The sequence below is a fragment of the Defluviitalea raffinosedens genome, from assembly GCF_016908775.1.
In the GTDB taxonomy this organism is placed as follows: domain Bacteria; phylum Bacillota; class Clostridia; order Lachnospirales; family Defluviitaleaceae; genus Defluviitalea; species Defluviitalea raffinosedens.
The window spans coordinates 1-16,645 of the sequence record NZ_JAFBEP010000011.1 but is presented as its reverse complement, the minus strand read 5'-3'; the positions used below and the strand labels follow the sequence as shown (position 1 = coordinate 16,645).

The 16,645-nt window shown below is 39.3% G+C and carries 17 protein-coding genes; 13 read left to right on the top strand and 4 right to left on the bottom strand.

From position 1 onward, the window contains the following. Positions 1 to 8: 8 nt before the first annotated feature. Entirely contained in the window at positions 9 to 212 is a 204-nt protein-coding gene (locus JOD07_RS09165) for a hypothetical protein (protein WP_204613622.1), read from the top strand. A gap of 229 nt (positions 213 to 441) precedes the next feature. Here the strand turns inward: JOD07_RS09165 and JOD07_RS09160 are convergent, their stop codons facing one another. The 4 genes from JOD07_RS09160 to JOD07_RS09145 all read right to left on the bottom strand — a co-directional run bounded on the left by JOD07_RS09160 (position 442) and on the right by JOD07_RS09145 (position 4,342). Beyond that, positions 442 to 1,683, bottom strand: a complete 1,242-nt coding sequence (locus JOD07_RS09160; protein ID WP_204613620.1) for a restriction endonuclease subunit S — start codon at positions 1,681 to 1,683, stop codon at positions 442 to 444. Positions 1,684 to 1,862: 179 nt separating this feature from the next. After that, on the bottom strand, positions 1,863 to 3,794 hold the full coding sequence (locus tag JOD07_RS09155) for an HsdM family class I SAM-dependent methyltransferase (RefSeq protein ID WP_204613612.1): 1,932 nt from the start codon (positions 3,792 to 3,794) through the stop codon (positions 1,863 to 1,865). After that, positions 3,791 to 4,105 carry an AlwI family type II restriction endonuclease gene (locus tag JOD07_RS09150; RefSeq protein WP_204613602.1) on the bottom strand — a complete coding sequence of 105 codons (315 nt, stop codon included), beginning with the start codon at positions 4,103 to 4,105 and terminating at the stop codon, positions 3,791 to 3,793. The genes JOD07_RS09155 and JOD07_RS09150 overlap by 4 nt, the downstream gene beginning before the upstream one ends. A gap of 33 nt (positions 4,106 to 4,138) precedes the next feature. Beyond that, a complete protein-coding gene (locus JOD07_RS09145; RefSeq protein ID WP_204613600.1) occupies positions 4,139 to 4,342 on the bottom strand; it encodes a helix-turn-helix domain-containing protein in 204 nt (67 codons plus the stop codon). A gap of 164 nt (positions 4,343 to 4,506) precedes the next feature. Here JOD07_RS09145 and JOD07_RS09140 point away from each other — a divergent pair, with 164 nt between their 5' ends. The 12 genes from JOD07_RS09140 to JOD07_RS09090 all read left to right on the top strand — a co-directional run bounded on the left by JOD07_RS09140 (position 4,507) and on the right by JOD07_RS09090 (position 16,385). After that, positions 4,507 to 6,426: an ImmA/IrrE family metallo-endopeptidase gene (locus tag JOD07_RS09140; RefSeq protein ID WP_204613598.1), complete on the top strand. Its 1,920-nt coding sequence runs from the start codon at positions 4,507 to 4,509 to the stop codon at positions 6,424 to 6,426. A 222-nt stretch (positions 6,427 to 6,648) separates the two neighbouring features. Further along, entirely contained in the window at positions 6,649 to 6,831 is a 183-nt protein-coding gene (locus tag JOD07_RS09135; RefSeq protein ID WP_204613596.1) for a hypothetical protein, read from the top strand. Continuing rightward, positions 6,798 to 8,156 carry a DEAD/DEAH box helicase gene (locus tag JOD07_RS09130; protein ID WP_204613594.1) on the top strand — a complete coding sequence of 453 codons (1,359 nt, stop codon included), beginning with the start codon at positions 6,798 to 6,800 and terminating at the stop codon, positions 8,154 to 8,156. The genes JOD07_RS09135 and JOD07_RS09130 overlap by 34 nt, the downstream gene beginning before the upstream one ends. Continuing rightward, on the top strand, positions 8,146 to 8,562 hold the full coding sequence (locus JOD07_RS09125) for a gp33 family protein (protein WP_204613592.1): 417 nt from the start codon (positions 8,146 to 8,148) through the stop codon (positions 8,560 to 8,562). The genes JOD07_RS09130 and JOD07_RS09125 overlap by 11 nt, the downstream gene beginning before the upstream one ends. A 121-nt stretch (positions 8,563 to 8,683) precedes the next feature. Next, on the top strand, positions 8,684 to 9,436 hold the full coding sequence (locus JOD07_RS09120; protein ID WP_204613590.1) for a hypothetical protein: 753 nt from the start codon (positions 8,684 to 8,686) through the stop codon (positions 9,434 to 9,436). A gap of 57 nt (positions 9,437 to 9,493) precedes the next feature. Then, positions 9,494 to 11,416, top strand: a complete 1,923-nt coding sequence (locus tag JOD07_RS09115) for a bifunctional 3'-5' exonuclease/DNA polymerase (RefSeq protein ID WP_204613588.1) — start codon at positions 9,494 to 9,496, stop codon at positions 11,414 to 11,416. Between the two features lie 4 nt (positions 11,417 to 11,420). Continuing rightward, the gene (locus tag JOD07_RS09110) at positions 11,421 to 12,242 is read left to right on the top strand and encodes a phage antirepressor (protein ID WP_204613586.1); all 822 of its coding nucleotides are present in this window, start codon (positions 11,421 to 11,423) and stop codon (positions 12,240 to 12,242) included. A gap of 15 nt (positions 12,243 to 12,257) precedes the next feature. Beyond that, positions 12,258 to 12,683, top strand: coding sequence for a DUF7768 domain-containing protein (locus tag JOD07_RS09105; RefSeq protein ID WP_011838167.1), 426 nt, complete (start codon positions 12,258 to 12,260; stop codon positions 12,681 to 12,683). Next, a complete protein-coding gene (locus JOD07_RS09100) occupies positions 12,680 to 15,235 on the top strand; it encodes a phage NrS-1 polymerase family protein (protein ID WP_204613584.1) in 2,556 nt (851 codons plus the stop codon). Before JOD07_RS09105 ends, JOD07_RS09100 begins: the two co-directional genes overlap by 4 nt. 299 nt (positions 15,236 to 15,534) lie before the next feature. Further along, positions 15,535 to 15,723, top strand: coding sequence for a VRR-NUC domain-containing protein (locus tag JOD07_RS15445; RefSeq protein ID WP_243429293.1), 189 nt, complete (start codon positions 15,535 to 15,537; stop codon positions 15,721 to 15,723). A 205-nt stretch (positions 15,724 to 15,928) separates the two neighbouring features. Further along, complete coding sequence (locus JOD07_RS15440; protein ID WP_243429292.1) at positions 15,929 to 16,141, top strand: hypothetical protein; 213 nt, start codon at positions 15,929 to 15,931, stop codon at positions 16,139 to 16,141. Beyond that, positions 16,068 to 16,385, top strand: coding sequence for a hypothetical protein (locus tag JOD07_RS09090; RefSeq protein ID WP_243429291.1), 318 nt, complete (start codon positions 16,068 to 16,070; stop codon positions 16,383 to 16,385). The genes JOD07_RS15440 and JOD07_RS09090 overlap by 74 nt, the downstream gene beginning before the upstream one ends. Positions 16,386 to 16,645: the final 260 nt, after the last annotated feature.

Sequence of the window (16,645 nt, the reverse complement as noted above, 5' to 3'; positions counted from 1 at the left end):
AACTAACTGTGGAAAGAAATGATTTTAGAGTAACATTAACAAACAGGTGTTGTCAGAGAATTGACCTTGTAGGCAGGATTGGCAAGTATTTGAGGTTGAATACTAAAGGAAAGAATAATGGAAAGCCATATGCGGGAAAACCGCACGTACGGTTTGATGAGGGGGCGGTGGCAATCCCACTGCTCTACTCTATCAATGGTATAGGAATATAAGGACCACAAATGCCCGTAAATAAAGGGTTTCCAGACATTGAGTTTTTCTCACGGTTACTTTGCCGGAGGATACAATGTCAGGAAACCCTTATTTTTGTTGCTTGAGGGAACATATCAACCGTCCCGAAAATTAATAGTTGAGTTACCAGATTAGATAACCCCCTTTTTACAAGGGGTTGAGGATACAGGATAGATGTGAAGTTTTTGCCACAATGTATTTTTTCTTTCTTCACTTCCTTATAACTAAATTTTCAAACCTATTCAAACCTTTATGCCATATTTTTTCTGCTTCGTCTCCCATACTTTTTGCGAGTTGAAGTTTTGCTGTTATTTTAGAAAGAATTCTATCCTGTTCATCTTTATTAACTTCAGGTACTAGAACCCGAAGTACATCATTTTCTTTATTAATTGCTGGGTATCCAGATCCGCTACATAACCTTTCAAACTGAGCAGTTACAATTTCACTTCGGAGTATATGAAATAGAAATTCCCCAATTACATCCCTTTTTGGAATTAATACTGCAAAACCAGTAGAACATATCTGATTGTCTAGATAATCAGTCACTGTGGCAATTGCTCTTCTAGTTGGTCTCGTTGTCGAAACAAGAATATCATTAGCATACATAACTTGACGCATTCTAGAACTTGTTGCTTCATTTCCTTGCATTCTTGTCGGATATATTATTCCGTAAGTTGTATCTATACTACCAATATCAACATAATCAAAATATTGTTCAGGTTCATTTTGTGGATTTCGAAGCTCCAATCTTAAATCAACAAACTTTGATAATTCAAAAAAATCATATGGAGATGCTTCAATATTTTTATAAAGAAAATCAAATATAATATCGTTATACAAGGTATCTAATCTGGAATTAATTTCTGACGGATATCTAAAAAAGCTATGTGTGTATTCGGATACTGGAAATGTATTAAAATTTGCTTTCCAGTTTAATTCACTTAATATGGTAGCATCTATTTCTAATAATAATTTTTTTTCTTTTTCTTTAATTGTATAATAATAGTTTATTTGAGGAACTATCTCTTGATAAAATGATTTAATCAAATTGTCATCAATTCTGGGCACAAGAATATTTTCTATATCAGCACTCTTAATATGCCCATTAGTAGAGCCAAATATATTTCTTATAATTTGTTCCTTGCCATAATCGGAAAGCAAAAAAAAGTGTATTATTTCTGCTAACCTTTCATCTTTTAATCTTATAGTTAATAGATCAGCACATGCAATACTTGGTTCATCGGATTTATATATTCCTACTTTTCCAATAGTAGCTCCTGTAGCAGCAAGAAGCAGATCATTTTTTCTTATAATAGAAGATTCGTCTAATGATTCAAGGAATTGTGAATCAATTTTATAGTCTGTCTCGCTATCAATGTTTCCTTTCCAATCTATAGAGCCAATTTGTATAAAATTAAAACTATCACTTGGCGCAATGTCGCTTGTATACATCTGTTCTTTCTTTGGTGTTGTTCCGGATTATATATTATTACTTAAATACACATGAAGTGGTACAAAATTACTTTTATTCATTCTATCTATTTTAATATTCCATATAGGATTAAGAAAATGTTGGTCAAACCTTGTAGACAGATCTTCTACATACCTGTAAAAGTAATTTGTCGTATACATTATTTATTTCCTCCAGTATAAAGTGATTCAAAAATATCTCTTCTAAACTCAAGTCCTTTATATGAATTAATTACAGCAATTTTAAAAGCAAAATATTCTTCTAATATTTTATCTAAATGATTTTCACATTCCTTTCCTTTTGTATCAACCCCAACTTTATCAACGTGAGCAAAAAATATGGGTTCTCTTTGTATAGCTGTTAGGTCTGTTTTCTTAATTGCATAGAGAATAGAAGTTTTAGTTGAAGTCTTTGATACAGGAACGAAAGCATCTCTAGTTAAAGATATTATAGCTTTAATATAAAAGTGCGTTTTTATATAGTCACGAACATGTTTATAATTGTCCGTATTAAGAATGCCTTCATCTAAAATGGTGAGCAATTTACCTCCACGCCATTCTGGTAATTCACTTTTTTCTGTATTATTTTTTAAATAGTGCCAAATGGCTGTTAAAAATAAAGCTCCTCCTTTCATTGTATTACCTGTAACCTCAATTTCACAATTTCCAGAAGCTATTTGAGATTCTATTTCGGACAACTGAGATTGATTATTCTCTATAGTTCGTATTTTATTTTCAATTTTTCTCTTTAATGAATTTAACTCTTTTTTGCTTAAACTTCTATCTAATTCTGCTTTATTTTTTAAATCAATCATTTCTTCAAGTTCACGTCTATGTACTTCTATTCTTTGTGCAATAGTATCTCTTTTTTCTTTAGTCTTATTTTTAATTGGCAATATTGGAATGCGCATCAATCGTTCTTTTACATCACCCAAATCAGTAAAAGTTGCTGTCTGATAGTTTAGCTCACCCAAAGGGGGATTCGTTAAAATAACATCAAAACTATTATCACAGCCCACATCATCATTAAAACCTTTAATATTACGATGTAGTGTTATTCCATTAACCTCACCTTTGATATTCGATTTTCCATCTCCATGTATCCACATATTCATTTTTGCAATTTTAGCAATTCTCATGTCAATATCAGCGCCAAACAATTGTTTTTGTTGAATTTTATTCTTCTTTTTATCGCGCTTGGTAGTTGTGGGTTCATTTATTTTTGAGATCATATCATCCATCGCGTGTATCAAAAACCGCCCAGTTCCACATGCGGGATCAAGGACATAATCATCTGGACTTAACTCAGCCATTTTTACCATAAATTTTACTACTTTTTCAGGAGTAAAAAACTGGCCAACTTTTACATCTTTTTCAGATCTTAAGGCCAGAACTTCATAAACAGCTCCTAATGCATCTACAGTAGTTCCTAGAAAATTATATTGACTAAATATTGGCAGGACTTTTTCCATAATAAAGTCATCATTCAAAGAATCAGGAAAATTATCAGTGTTTGTGAACATTCCTGATTCAACGAATTGCGCTTCATCCTTTATCGATCTAAACAATTCGTGTATTGCTCTTTTTTGATTACGTATTCTCCCACTAACATTTCTTATATATTTTTCAAAGGATTTAACATTTGAAAAGCGATTCTGGTCTCCATTTTCTCTTTCTCTTTTTTCTTCATATAGTTTTACAAATACAAGATATATTAATGCATTAATCGCAGCACCTCCAGTAGCAACGCCATTTTCTCGCATATAATTTTCAAGTTTGATTAAGTCTTTTACTAAATTATTAAGGGTTTCACTATCTCTATCTTTTTCTTCTTGTAATATTTTTTGCTCAAAATCAAAATCATTAGGGAAAATTATTTGTTGTAATAGTTTTTTTATTCGTAAATCATCTACAAAACTATTAAAATTTGAAAACAAATTGATAAGGCTACTTATTGGATACAAGTCTGCTTCACTCTTTGCTAAACGCTCTAAATACAGCTCTAATGTTTCAAATGATAGTGGTAATATTTTCAAATCAGGATTTCCTTCAATTACTCTTTGACGATTATGGTCTTTAATGCTATCAATCATTCTTTGAGACGTATTTGGCGATATAAATATACAATATACATTTTTTGGGTATTATTATTTTTAAAAGAATTAAGATGATCCCTTATTGAGTTAAATTCCCCGTCTTGTTGTGCTCCTACTCGTTTGGTTACTTCAATATTAAAATTAAAATTAGCATCAAACATTTCAATATCAGGTACTCCGGCAGGTGCATGAGTTACACCTCCGTTATGTTTAACTGTAAATCCTCTTTTTTCAAAAGCAGCCTTAAAATCTTCAGCTACTGTTTGTTCTAATTCAGTTCTAGCGTCTAATGAAGCATATTTTGACATTTATATATACCTCCTAAAAAAGTATGTAAAAGTTTAATCCTCAGTTATTTCCATAATATCAGCGATATCGCAATTAAGAGCCTTACATATTTTGACTAAGATATCTGTATTAACATTTTCGTTTTTACTAAGTTTTGCCATTGTAGATGTACTAATACCAGCCGCTTCTCTTAAATCTTTCTTTTTCATATCTTTATCAATAAGGAGCTTCCAGAGTTTTTTATAGCTTACGGCCATAATTGTCACCTCGCCTTGTAATATAAAGAATATCATAAAGCTGGTTAAAACACAACAAAAATTTGAGTTCGCAAATTAATTATTGTGTTTTTCGCAATTTATGCTATAATTTACATAAGGAAATATCTGGTCTGTATGATGAAATGTTATTAGGGAGGTACGGTATGGCAAGCGTCAGCTCGTTCAGAGATGTTATTGCAAATATGTATTACAATGAACTCTTTGACGAATTGTCCGAGTATATTGAGGACAACCCGGATAAGCTGGAATCCAACTCATACCGTGTGCAATCACCGGATGAAGCGGCTTTATCCGATTTTGACATTATAACGATTGACATAACCGATTCACCAGGCAATAGTATTTTATTTGATGTAATTGTTTCAGCCGAAGTTGAAATAGCAGAAACAGTACGAAGGAATCGCGAAAATGACGGTATAGAACAATGGTTCCGTATCTCCTGCAGAGCTGACCTTGATGACGGAATTCAGAATTTTCAAATCAACTCTGTTTCAATATACAACAAGTACAGAGAGAGCAAAATAGGCCGACTGTCTGAATATTTAGTGCCAATTATAGAAAAGGAACAGTTTGACGATGTTGCTACCGAGTTTCTAAGTGAATTTTTCCCAGAAGCATTAAGTACTCCTGTGCCTATTCCGGTAGATGAAGTAGCGAAAAGAATGGGGCTTAAGGTTAAGGAAATCCAGTTAACAAAGCATTTCACTATATTTGGTCAAATAGTTTTTGGAGATTGTACGATAGAATATTACGACAGAAATGAAAGAACATATAAGCTTTTGGAAGTTTCAAGAGGAACTATTCTCGTGGATCCTAATGTGTATTTCATGCGAAACGTAGGGTGCATGAACAATACCATTATTCATGAGTGTGTTCACTGGTATAAGCATAGAAAATACCATGAGTTAGTTAAGACATATAACAGCGATGCTTTACTCATAAGCTGTAGAGTAAACGAAACAACTAAATACAAAAAGCAATGGACGCCAGAAGACTGGATGGAATGGCATGCTAACGGAATCGCACCCCGCATCCTTATGCCTAAATCAACGACTATCAAAAAGATTGAGGAGCTAATTAAAAAGAATGAGCTCCTTTTTGGTACTCACGACAGGTTAAATATAATGGAAAATGTCGTGTATGAATTAGCTGACTTCTTCCAGGTGTCAAGGATAGCAGCCAAAATAAGGATGCTTGACCTTGGATATAAGGAAGTTGAAGGTGTATATACATACGTTAATGACCACTTTATCAGCAATTATTCATTTAAGGCAGACTCGTTGCAAAATAACCAAACATACAGTATTAGCCTAAGCGATTCCTTTTTTGAATACTATGCAAATCCGGAATTCGCAAAGATCATAGACAGCGGCAATTTTATTTATGTTGACGGTCATTATGTAATTAATGACTCCAAGTATATTAAAAGGTTAGAAAATGGAAGCCTTGATCTTACAGATTATGCAAAACTGCATGTAGATGAATGCTGCCTTCTGTTTGATTTAAAACTAAATAAAGCCTCCAAGATGGACATTGTAGTATACCTCGATTCTATAATGTTCCGTAAAGCTACACCGGATTATAACAGAGTGCCGACATTTAATCCGGACAAGCATAATATGGAGGTATTTAATCGTTCAGAAGAGCTAAAAAAATTTCACGAAGAATTCGTCGAAGAAGGTCAGCATTTGAGCCGCACAACCCAGACATTTTCCCAAGCGGTATGTGGACATATCAAAAGAAAAGGCTACAATAAGGTTGTTTTTATTGAAAAGACTTTGCTTTCAGGAAAAACATATGACAGAATAAAAAACAATGAACTTAACAATCCAACTTTAGAAACCGTTGTGGCAATCTGCATCGGATTGGAGCTAAGCCCTACATACAGTGAAGAGATATTAAAGCTTGCCGGATATACTCTCAATAACACTCCACAGCAATTGGCGTATAAAAAGCTTATCCATTCGTATAGAGGGCATTCAATATATGAATGCAATGAAGTTTTGGAAGCCTTGGGACTTTCCCCTCTTTGTGCGAAGGCATATAAAGAAATGATAAGATAAAAAATTGTTGGACTTCGGAAGTCCAACTTTTTATATTTTAAACCGGCTATTATAATGAGATTTTAAGCCATTATGCAAAAAAGGCGCAAAAACCTTCCTGCATAATGGCTATTTTTTTGCCCAAAACATGGACTTTAGATGTCCAGACAGGCTTTAACAATTCGAGTAGCATTGAGTCAGAGAGTTGGCCAACCCTCAAAATTGAAGGATGGAGGATATAAGATGCAAGACTCAATGAGCAATGCAAAAGTGCAGCAAATAATTCCAATGCCCATAAAGGGCAGACCATACAAGCATCAGATTCGTGCTTTCAATTTCATCTGCAGTCTATTCGAACTTCTGAAGGGTGGTGGTGTTTCTGCCATTTCCGGATGGGGTGCAGCGCTCCTGATGGAAATGGGCTGACCAGCACTGGGAAAACTCTTGTCTCAATCGCCATTATAGGAGCATTGCTTGCTGCAGGAAGAATAAAACGTGTGCTAATAGTTGCGCCGCTTTCCATTCTGGGAGTGTGGGAAGACGAGTTTAAACGGTTCGCAAATTTCCCATATCAGCTTATAGTCCTTAATGGCACGATTCAAAAGAAAATCCAACAACTAAGATTTTTAACTGGCGAAGGTGTCCATGTAGTGGTAATCAACTACGAATCTGCATGGAGAATGGAAAAGGAACTGGCAAACTGGCATCCTGACATTATCATTGCTGATGAAGGACACAAAATTAAAACACATAATACAGCGGTTTCAAAGGCAATGCACCGGTTGGGCTTACTTGCCCAGTATCGGCTCCTACTGACAGGAACGGTTATAACCAACAAAGCCATAGATGTATTCAGCCAGTACAAGTTTCTTGATCCTCGTATCTTTGGAAATAGCTTCTATGCATTCCGAAACCGGTATTTCAACATGGTTGGCTATGGCAACCATACGCCAGTGCTGAAAAAATCAATGGAACAGGATTTGATGAAAAGGATTCACAGCATTGCATTCCGGGCGACCAAAGCGGAGTGTCTGGATTTGCCGGAAACCACCGATATTATTCGCCATATTGAGCTTGAGCCTGTCACTTTAAAGAAATATAAAGAGCTTGTCAAACAAAGCTATACTGAGCTGTCAGCAGGAGAAGTAACAGCTACAAACATACTGACACGCTTGCTTCGTCTTTCGCAATTAACCGGCGGATTCATCGGAAGCGATGACGGCGGGAAAATCGAGCAAGTTAGTGATGCCAAACTGAAAGCTCTTGAGGATATCCTTGAAAGCAGCATTCAAGAAGGGCATAAGCTGGTTGTCATAGCGAGGTTTATTCCTGAAATCCATGCCATATGCAGGATGCTGGAGAAGAAGGACATCGGCTATGCGTGTATTTATGGTGCGACTAAGGATCGCCAAGAACAAGTAAACCGGTTTCAATGTGATCCCGACTGCATGGTGTTTGTAGGCCAGATTGCAACCGCTGGACTCGGTATTACACTAACCGCTGCAAGCACAATGGTATTTTACTCCCTTGATTACTCCATGTCGAATTTTGAGCAGACAAAAGCCCGCATCCATAGAGTTGGACAGAAGAACGGCTGCACATATATCTACCTTATCGCCAAGGGTACCGTAGACTCAAAAATTCTGACAGCTCTGCGCAATAAGGCAGATCTTGCAAAAATGCTAATAGACGACTACCGCAAAGGAACAAACCCCTTTGCTCCAGAAGGAGGTGAAAGCTATGAGCAATAATGCGATGTTTGAACTTGCTGACCACCTTAAGGAGCTGCGCGAGGCAAAGAAGGCTGTTGAAGAGGAACTGAAAAGCATAAATGCGGAGATTGACGATGTTGAATACCGCCTGTCTGAGCTGATGATCAGCAGTGAGACGCAAAACTTCACAAGAGCAGGAACAATGTTCTGCCTTTCAACGACGACAAGAGCCAGTGCTGCCGCAGGCATGAAGGAAGAACTGTTTGATACTCTGCGCAGTAAAGGCTTCGGAGAACTCATCTATGAAACAGTCAATGCAAACTCTCTGTCGGCATTTGTTAAAGAACAGATTGCGGAGAATGGGGACGAGCTTCCGGACTGGTTGAAAGGCCTTGTGAATGTCTTCGAAAAAACAACAGTAACTGTGCGGAAAGCAGCAAGGTAAATAAGTTCAGAAAGCAATGCTCCAATATCAATGCTCAAGGAATAACGGTTCTAAGATCAAAGTTTCAAAGAACAATGATATAGATTACATTTCAAATTCATATTTACGGAGGTATAAAAGCATGAAAAACAATGAACTCGTAACTATTAGCGAAAATGCAGGTTTTCTTCAGCTCGCTGATTTTAATCTAAACGAGGCAATGGCATCAGAACTTGACGGTCTTGACATGACTTTTGAACGCATAAAAATCCCGTCCGCAGGCAGTACAGTATTCGAAGTGCCTGGTGAAAATCCAGGAGAACCGGATAATGTCAAAGAGTTCTCAGCGGTAATTCTTTATCATCATCCACTTTATGCATACTACAAGGACAAGTATACCGGAGGAAGTAACCCGCCGGATTGTGGAAGTTTTGATGGTGTAACCGGTGAAGGAGATCCCGGAGGAAGCTGTGCCAAATGTCCATATAATCAGTTCGGTTCAGGGGAAAACGGCAGCAAAGCTTGCAAAAATCGCCGCAGGATATATGTTCTGCGTGAAGGAGAAATTTTCCCGTTAATACTCTCTTTGCCTACTGGATCGTTGAAAGAGTTTTCCCGCTACATCAAAAGGCTGCTTTCAAAAGGCAAAAAATCAAACAGCGTTGTTACCCGCTTTTCATTGAAAAAGGCGACCAATTCAAGCGGTATCACCTATTCCCAGGCTCAGTTTGCTGTAGATCGGGATCTGACCGCTGACGAATATGTGTTGATATCCAAGCTATCCGAGCAGGTCAAAGCATTTAGTACCCGAGTCGGCCATGATACTGAACCTGCCGGTGAAGAGGTAATAAATGTAGACCCTGAATCAGGTGAAATTACTGAGCCGCTTAAGTGATCAAAGGCCCTATCGGAGAGTAACTTCCATCTCCGATAGGGCGGAAAGGAGAACCGCATGGGATACAAATGTGTTTATAAGCTGTCTGAAATAAAAGAGTATCTGAAAAACACTGTCTTATTTGCTTTCGACTTTGAAACGTCGCCCTGCGATAAATGGAGGAATGATAAAAGTGCGGCTTTGGATGCTCATAGAGCAGATATTACGGGGATCAGTTTTTCAGTATCAGAAGGGACTGCAATATATGTTCCACTTAAACATCGCAGCGGGCAAAACGCGGAGAACCAGAAGGCAATATGGGAGTATTTAAAACCGCTGTTCGAATCAAAAGACGTAATAAAGGTTGCTCATAACCTAGCTTTTGAGTCTATGTTCCTTTACGCAAGAGGTATCGTCCTTCAAAAGCCTTGTTATGACACTATTGCAGCATCACAGCTTACATTAAAAAGCAAGTGGGAGTTCAGAAGCCTTGCTGACAGCGGACTTAAAACACTTGCACCCGCACTATGCAAAGCGGAAATGACAGAATTCTCAACGGTTACTGACGGTCGGTTTTTCGATGAATTGAACCCTCAGGATGAGAAGACCATCCGCTACGCTTGTGCAGACAGCGACTACACTCTTCGCTTGTATCATGTTTTCAATCAGTGGTTTGATAGATTCTTATCCAAACACAGAACTATTGTGGAAGAGGTGGAATCGCCTACATCTGTGTATGTCGGGATAATGAAGTATAACGGCATATTGGTGGACAAGTCAGCCATGCTGAAGAAACAAGCGGAAGCCGCAGAAAAGATTGTCAGTATCAGAAAAGAGATTGCCGGAATTATCGGCAACATAGAAATAGGGGCAAATGCTTCAACTTCAGCATTTAAAAAATATCTTTTTACTGATCTCGGTCTTCCGGTTATGAAAACGACCGCAAAACATCAGGAAGCGGCCGATGATGAAACCATGATTCTGTTAAAAGAATGGTGTAAATCCAACAGGCCTGAACTTGTTCGCTTATTTAAACTGGTGCAGGAATACCGCAAGTGGGGAAAACTCAAATCCACCTATATAGACGGGTATCTTCGATTTATTGATAAGGATACCGGCAGGATTCATCCGGACCTTATGCCGCTGGGGACAGAGACAGGCAGATTTGCGTCAAGAAACCCGAATATGCAGAATTGCCCGCAGAAAGACAATGACCCAATAGGCGTACGAAAATTTATCATTGCACCGGACGGAAAGGTTATTTTATCCCTTGACTTTTCACAGATAGAACTACGTGTCGGAGCATTTTATTGCAGGGACAAACGTATGCTGGAAACCTATCGTACTGGCGGTGATATCCATGCTCAGACCACTTCTGTTATTTACTGCATTCCTTTTGAAGAGGCAGCAGACAAAAATGCTCCGCATTATAAAGAGCGCAGGACCATTGCAAAAAACTGCAATTTCGGTGTGTTCTATGGCCTGTTTCCTACTGGCTTACAGAGAACACTTAAATTTAAAGCTGGGCTGAACCCAACTTTGTCCGAATGTGAGACCATCATTCAAAACTTGAAATCCGGATACCCCGGTCTTGCCAAATGGCAGGATGAGGTTAAAAAGCGAGCTGCTGTAAGCTGCTATACAGAAACATGGCTGGGCAGGCGAAGATACCTGCTGGGAATTCGGTCATCAGATTGGGGCAAGAAGTCGTTTGCCGAGCGGTGCGCATTAAATACACCTATTCAAGGTACAGCGGCAGATATTCTAAAGCTTGCCTGTGGGCGCATCATCAGTGGACTTCCCGAAAGGCTCTGGCTGAAACCTATACTGCAGATACATGACGAGCTGGTTTTTGAATTACCGGAAGACAAGGCGGACGAAGCAGTTGTTTTTATAAAAGAGTGTATGGAAACACAACCCTTCCCTGAATTTGATGTACCTATTGTGGCAGAGGCTTCGGTAGGAAGAAATTTTGGAGAAATGAAAGAAATGGAGGATTGATATTATGACTAATTTACAGGTTTTTAAGAATACAGAATTTGGAGAACTTAAAGTACTCGTTATTGATGGAAAGGAATACTTTCCTGCAACGGATTGTGCAAGGATGCTAGGATATAGTAACCCTCGTGATGCGATACAACGCCATTGCAAACCAGACGGGGTCGTGAAACACGACGGGGTCACCTTAACTACAAATCAATATGGTGTCTCGACTGAACAGCATGTTGAACGGACTTATATTACAGAGGGAAATCTATATCGTCTCATTATACGTAGCAAACTTCCTGCTGCTGAACGCTTTGAAAGATGGGTCTTTGATGAAGTGCTGCCCACGATCAGAAAATATGGAGTTTATGCTACAGATAAAGTTATCGAAGATATGATTTCTAATCCGGAGTATGGTATCAGGATTTTCTCTGAACTGAAGGCAGAACGCGACAGACGGAAAGCTTTAGAAATAGAGAATGCAAAGAATAAACAGATTATCAGTGAGTTGAAGCCCAAAGCGAGCTATTATGATCTCATATTGCAAAATAAAAGCCTTGTGCCGATCAGCAAGATTGCCAAGGATTACGGAATGTCTGGCCGCGCTTTCAATAAGCTGCTTCATGATCTTGGAGTACAGTACAAAATGGGAAACTGCTGGCTTTTATATCAGGAGTACGCCGATCAAGGATACACGCAGTCCAAGACTCATGCTATTGATGCAGAAAGAAGCGTAATGCACACATATTGGACACAAAAAGGAAGGCTATTTATCTATGACCTTCTTAAAAACAAGAAAGGTATATTGCCTGTAATCGAACGTGAACAAAAAAGCGCATAGGCAGGGGGTAATACCATGAGTATCAGCAAGTTTAACGCGGAAGGATATTACGACCCCACACCTTATGAAGCACTGCTTAGGATTGAGCGAGAGGCCAGGAAAGCGCCTTACAGACCGATGGTATTTATCTGCAGCCCATATGCTGGTGATATAGAACGTAATATCCGTAAGGCTCAGGGGTACTGCCGCTTTGCAGTGAGCAGGAATTGCATACCTATTGCTCCGCACCTCTTGTTTCCGCAGTTTATGGACGACGATGATGAACAAATGCGAAATCTGGGCTTGTACTTTGGCATGGTATTGATGTCAAAGTGCTCAGAAGTGTGGGTATTTGGCAGAAAAATTACTAAAGGGATGTCCATTGAGATTGAAAAGGCAAAGCAGCGCAGCATTCCGATCCGGTATTTTAATGAACGATGCGAGGAGGTGCAGTGTAAGTGAGCATCTCATTCCCTAAAGAATTAGCAAACCGGAAGCAATGGATCTGCTGGCGTCTGGAACCAAACACAAAGGACGGAAGAGACAGTAAAATCCCTTACAATCCCTTAACCGGTAGAAAAGCCTCAAGCACTAACCCAAACGACTGGTCGACCCTTGACGATGCGATTGCGGCAAAAGAACAATATCTCTATACCGGATTAGGTTTTGTATTCGCAAAAAGCGGAGGTTTAGTGGGGATAGACATAGATCACTGCCGCGACAAAAACACTGGGGAATTAAGCGATACCGCCAAGGATATCCTTGAGCGGTTTCCGTCCTATACGGAAATCAGCCCTTCAGGAACTGGGCTTCATATTTTCTATAAAGGGGAGATGCCTGCTAAGGGCAATAAAAACACTAAAACCGGCGTTGAAATGTATGCCCACAGCAGATACTTCACAATGACTGGCGAGCGACTGCCAGGGACTCCTGATTACATTACTGAAGATAACGGGGCACTGGCCTGGATACATGAGAATTATATTAAAAGTAAAAAACGGAGAGGAAAAAGCAAGAAAGACAGTAAGGTGGGTAAGCTAGAGCCGCTTACAGATGAAGAAATTCTGGAGAAAGCCCGTACAGCCGAAAACCATAAGGAATTTGATCTGCTATGGGAAGGAAAATGGCAGGAAGCAGGGTATCCGAGCCAGTCCGAAGCCGACCTTGCCCTTTGCTGTATGCTGGCTTTTTGGTCAGGCAAAAACAAAGAGCAGATGGACAGGCTGTTTAGAAATTCCGGGTTATTCCGGGAAAAGTGGGATACGGTACATCATGCAAGTGGAGCAACATATGGGCAGGAGACACTGGATAAGGCCATTGAAGTTACAGAGAACGTATACAGCCGCGAAAGCGAGTCAGTTATCTTTGAACATGAGGGCAGGTATTACCGCACCAGAGGCGAAAGTGTGTATCCTATAACAAATTTTATCATTCAACCGGTGGAGATGATTGTATCGGAAGATGAAACGCAGATGACTGCTGACCTTATTACAATCCGTGATGAAATATACCGCCAGACATTTATGACTACCGACTTCAATAACATCCAAAAATTTAAAAATATCTTGAACCGCCGGACAATATCCTTAGGCTATTTTGGCTCAGAAGGAGATTTGGAACTGCTGAAAGGTTATATATCTGAAATGGAGTGGGTAAGGAAAACAGGGGTCAAGGCTCTTGGGATTTATGAGCATGGCGGGCGGATGGTATATGTTTCAAAAGATGGTGCCATTGAAGCAGGAGGCAACATTGTTGAAAATATCGTGCAGCTTGATAAGTATAAAAGCATAACAACCGATATCCTAACCTTTGAGCCATTGACAAAGAAACAGCTTATTATGCTTGGTGAATGGCTCCTCAGCTATAACGAGCCCATAAAAACGGTATCAGTAATGGCCTGGGTGGCCGGATGCTTCATTAAACCGCATCTTAAAAAATCAGGCATCAAGTTTCCTCATTTATTGCTTGTCGGAGAACAAGGCAGCGGAAAAAGTAATACATTGGAGCGGGTTATTCTGCCGGTATTTTCGTGCAGCAAAATCCGCGCGGCTACGCAGGTTACTGCATTTACACTGATGAAGGAATCTGCATCATCGAATCTGATACCGCAGTTGATGGATGAGTTCAAGCCTTCAAAGATAGATAAGTTAAGGCTAAATGCCTTATACAACCATCTTCGAGATGCATATGACGGCCATGAAGGTGTCCGCGGTAGGGCGGATCAAAGTGCTGTTACTTATGAACTGTTGGCACCTATTATTGTAGCTGGTGAGGAATCGCCGGATGAAGCGGCCATCAGAGAACGGAGCATAGAATTGCTATTCAGCAAGAAGGACTTAAAACCAGCCAGCCATAGACAAGCATTTTATAAGCTGTGTGCAAAAGCGGATCTGCTTGGCAGCTTCGGTCGGAGCCTGCTGGATATAGCACTCAGAGTATCGGTTGCTGAGGCAGAGAAGTGGTATGAGGAAGCAAAGTCAGAGATATCTGATGAGTTTCCATCTCGTATCGTCAATAATCTCGCCTGTTGCTATGCCGGATTGAGCCTAGTAAACAAACTGTGTGAATTCCTTAATGTAACGTGGGCTGAAGTATTTCCCATTAACAAAGGGGCATGTATTCGATATCTTCAAAACGGTGTGCAGGAGTACTTGCTGGATGGCGGCAGCAATAACAAGACCATTGTAGAACAGACCCTGGAAATCATGGCCCGGATGAAACTGGCTCCGAATCAAGACTACACTTTTGATAAAGATGGCAAGGTTATCGGGATTCGTTTCTGTGATGTATATGACCGCTATACCAAGTACAGACGCGATTATGCAATCACTGGTGAATGTCTTCCATATAACCAGTTTTTGAAGCAATTGAGGCAAAGTGACTTTTTTATAGAGAGCAATAAAACGATGCGTTTCGGGAATGAAACAAAAAAAGCGTGGGCTCTTGATTTCTCAATACTGAAAGAGCGATGCGATGTGAGCGGTTTTGAAATCACAGATATTGAGCCTCTTTAGTATTGAAAAAGGTAACAAGGTAACAAAAAGGTAACGCCAGAAACGCTGATGAATAGCCACTTGTTACCGATGTTACCTTTGTTACCTCAACTTTATATATACGCGCGAAAGTACCATTGCTTTTTTAAGACTAAAAAATATAAAAATAAAAATATTTGTGTATACACCTACCCCAAAAAGAGGTAACAAGGTAACAAAATCCTGAAAAGCGCTTGGGAAGCTGATTTATGAGATGCCTTTTTTGGACGTTACGAGGTTATAAGAGGGAAAAAGGTAACATTTTTGGAGGATGAGCGGTTATGTCTGAAAGAAGTATTGTGACTAAAGTACTGCGGTACTTAATGACAGTACCGGGGTGTTTCTGTTGGAAGGAACATGGTGGTATGTACGGGACAGCGGGGATACCAGACATTATTGCCTGTGTAAATGGACGGTTTATAGCTTTTGAAATAAAAACCCCATCGGGAAAGACAACAAAACTGCAGTAAGCAACTATAAGGAAAATCCTCAATGCAGGAGGAGTGGCAGCGGTTGTCCATTCGGTAGATGAGGTGAAGGTTATTCTGGAAAAGTATGACCTTCTGCAAGGAACGAAGCAATAACGAACAAGGAAACAAGCACTGCAAAGCAATGCAAAAAAGCACACTGCTTCAAAGATCAAGGTTTTTTATCTTGATTTTTTGGAGGTGCGATATGCTGATTGCATGGCAGTATTTAGATAAAAAAGCGGCTGCTGTTGAAGCTTTGAAAGATTACAGCAGCATGCAGTACATTATCGAGCACAGTGATGAGGATATATATGAAGTTGAAACCCGTATGACAAGCCCTCATAGTGCAAAGATTACCGGAGTTCCGGGCAAACACAATCCCCAAAAGCGGCGAAGAACGCCTTGCTGCTTGCCTTGACGAGATTGATGTGTTGAAAGAACGTTACAGGCGGGCATTAGAATATATGGAGTGGTTCAAGCCTGCTTGGGAAGCCCTGTCGGAGGAAGAACAGTTTATACTGACAGAATTTTTTGTTAATGATGTGAGCAAGACAGAAGCTGTGGCAAACATCGGAGAGAAGCTGTTTCTTGAAAGAGCACAGGTGTACCGCAGGAAGGATAAGGCACTTAATCATCTGGCACTGCTTTTATACGGGAAGTAGTTTAAGATAACATTAGCAGCATGTTAAATAGGAAACCCACTTAGATAGAACGAACTACCTAAGTGGGTATTTTTAATGGCCTACTGTATTGCGCTTAATATAAGCTCGTAGGAGCTGTTATCTTTAGTATACATATTTTAATATAAAAATCAACAAAATAAAAAAGTCAGTGTCAACTTGTTCTCGGTTTTTAAAAAGCAGGTTAACCCTCTTTTTGGGATAACTCATATAATATAGCCACTATTCTTTATACTTCTCAG

Bases quoted from the DNA above. Each gene is read 5' to 3' on its own strand.
- JOD07_RS09160 (WP_204613620.1), bottom strand. From the start codon at position 1,683: ATGTATACAAGCGACATTGCGCCAAGTGATAGTTTTAATTTTATACAA.
- JOD07_RS09155 (WP_204613612.1), bottom strand. From the start codon at position 3,794: ATGATTGATAGCATTAAAGACCATAATCGTCAAAGAGTAATTGAAGGA.
- JOD07_RS09150 (WP_204613602.1), bottom strand. From the start codon at position 4,105: ATGTCAAAATATGCTTCATTAGACGCTAGAACTGAATTAGAACAAACA.
- JOD07_RS09145 (WP_204613600.1), bottom strand. From the start codon at position 4,342: ATGGCCGTAAGCTATAAAAAACTCTGGAAGCTCCTTATTGATAAAGAT.
- JOD07_RS09140 (WP_204613598.1), top strand. From the start codon at position 4,507: ATGGCAAGCGTCAGCTCGTTCAGAGATGTTATTGCAAATATGTATTAC.
- JOD07_RS09135 (WP_204613596.1), top strand. From the start codon at position 6,649: ATGCAAGACTCAATGAGCAATGCAAAAGTGCAGCAAATAATTCCAATG.
- JOD07_RS09130 (WP_204613594.1), top strand. From the start codon at position 6,798: ATGGGGTGCAGCGCTCCTGATGGAAATGGGCTGACCAGCACTGGGAAA.
- JOD07_RS09125 (WP_204613592.1), top strand. From the start codon at position 8,146: ATGAGCAATAATGCGATGTTTGAACTTGCTGACCACCTTAAGGAGCTG.
- JOD07_RS09120 (WP_204613590.1), top strand. From the start codon at position 8,684: ATGAAAAACAATGAACTCGTAACTATTAGCGAAAATGCAGGTTTTCTT.
- JOD07_RS09115 (WP_204613588.1), top strand. From the start codon at position 9,494: ATGGGATACAAATGTGTTTATAAGCTGTCTGAAATAAAAGAGTATCTG.
- JOD07_RS09110 (WP_204613586.1), top strand. From the start codon at position 11,421: ATGACTAATTTACAGGTTTTTAAGAATACAGAATTTGGAGAACTTAAA.
- JOD07_RS09105 (WP_011838167.1), top strand. From the start codon at position 12,258: ATGAGTATCAGCAAGTTTAACGCGGAAGGATATTACGACCCCACACCT.
- JOD07_RS15445 (WP_243429293.1), top strand. From the start codon at position 15,535: ATGTCTGAAAGAAGTATTGTGACTAAAGTACTGCGGTACTTAATGACA.
- JOD07_RS15440 (WP_243429292.1), top strand. From the start codon at position 15,929: ATGCTGATTGCATGGCAGTATTTAGATAAAAAAGCGGCTGCTGTTGAA.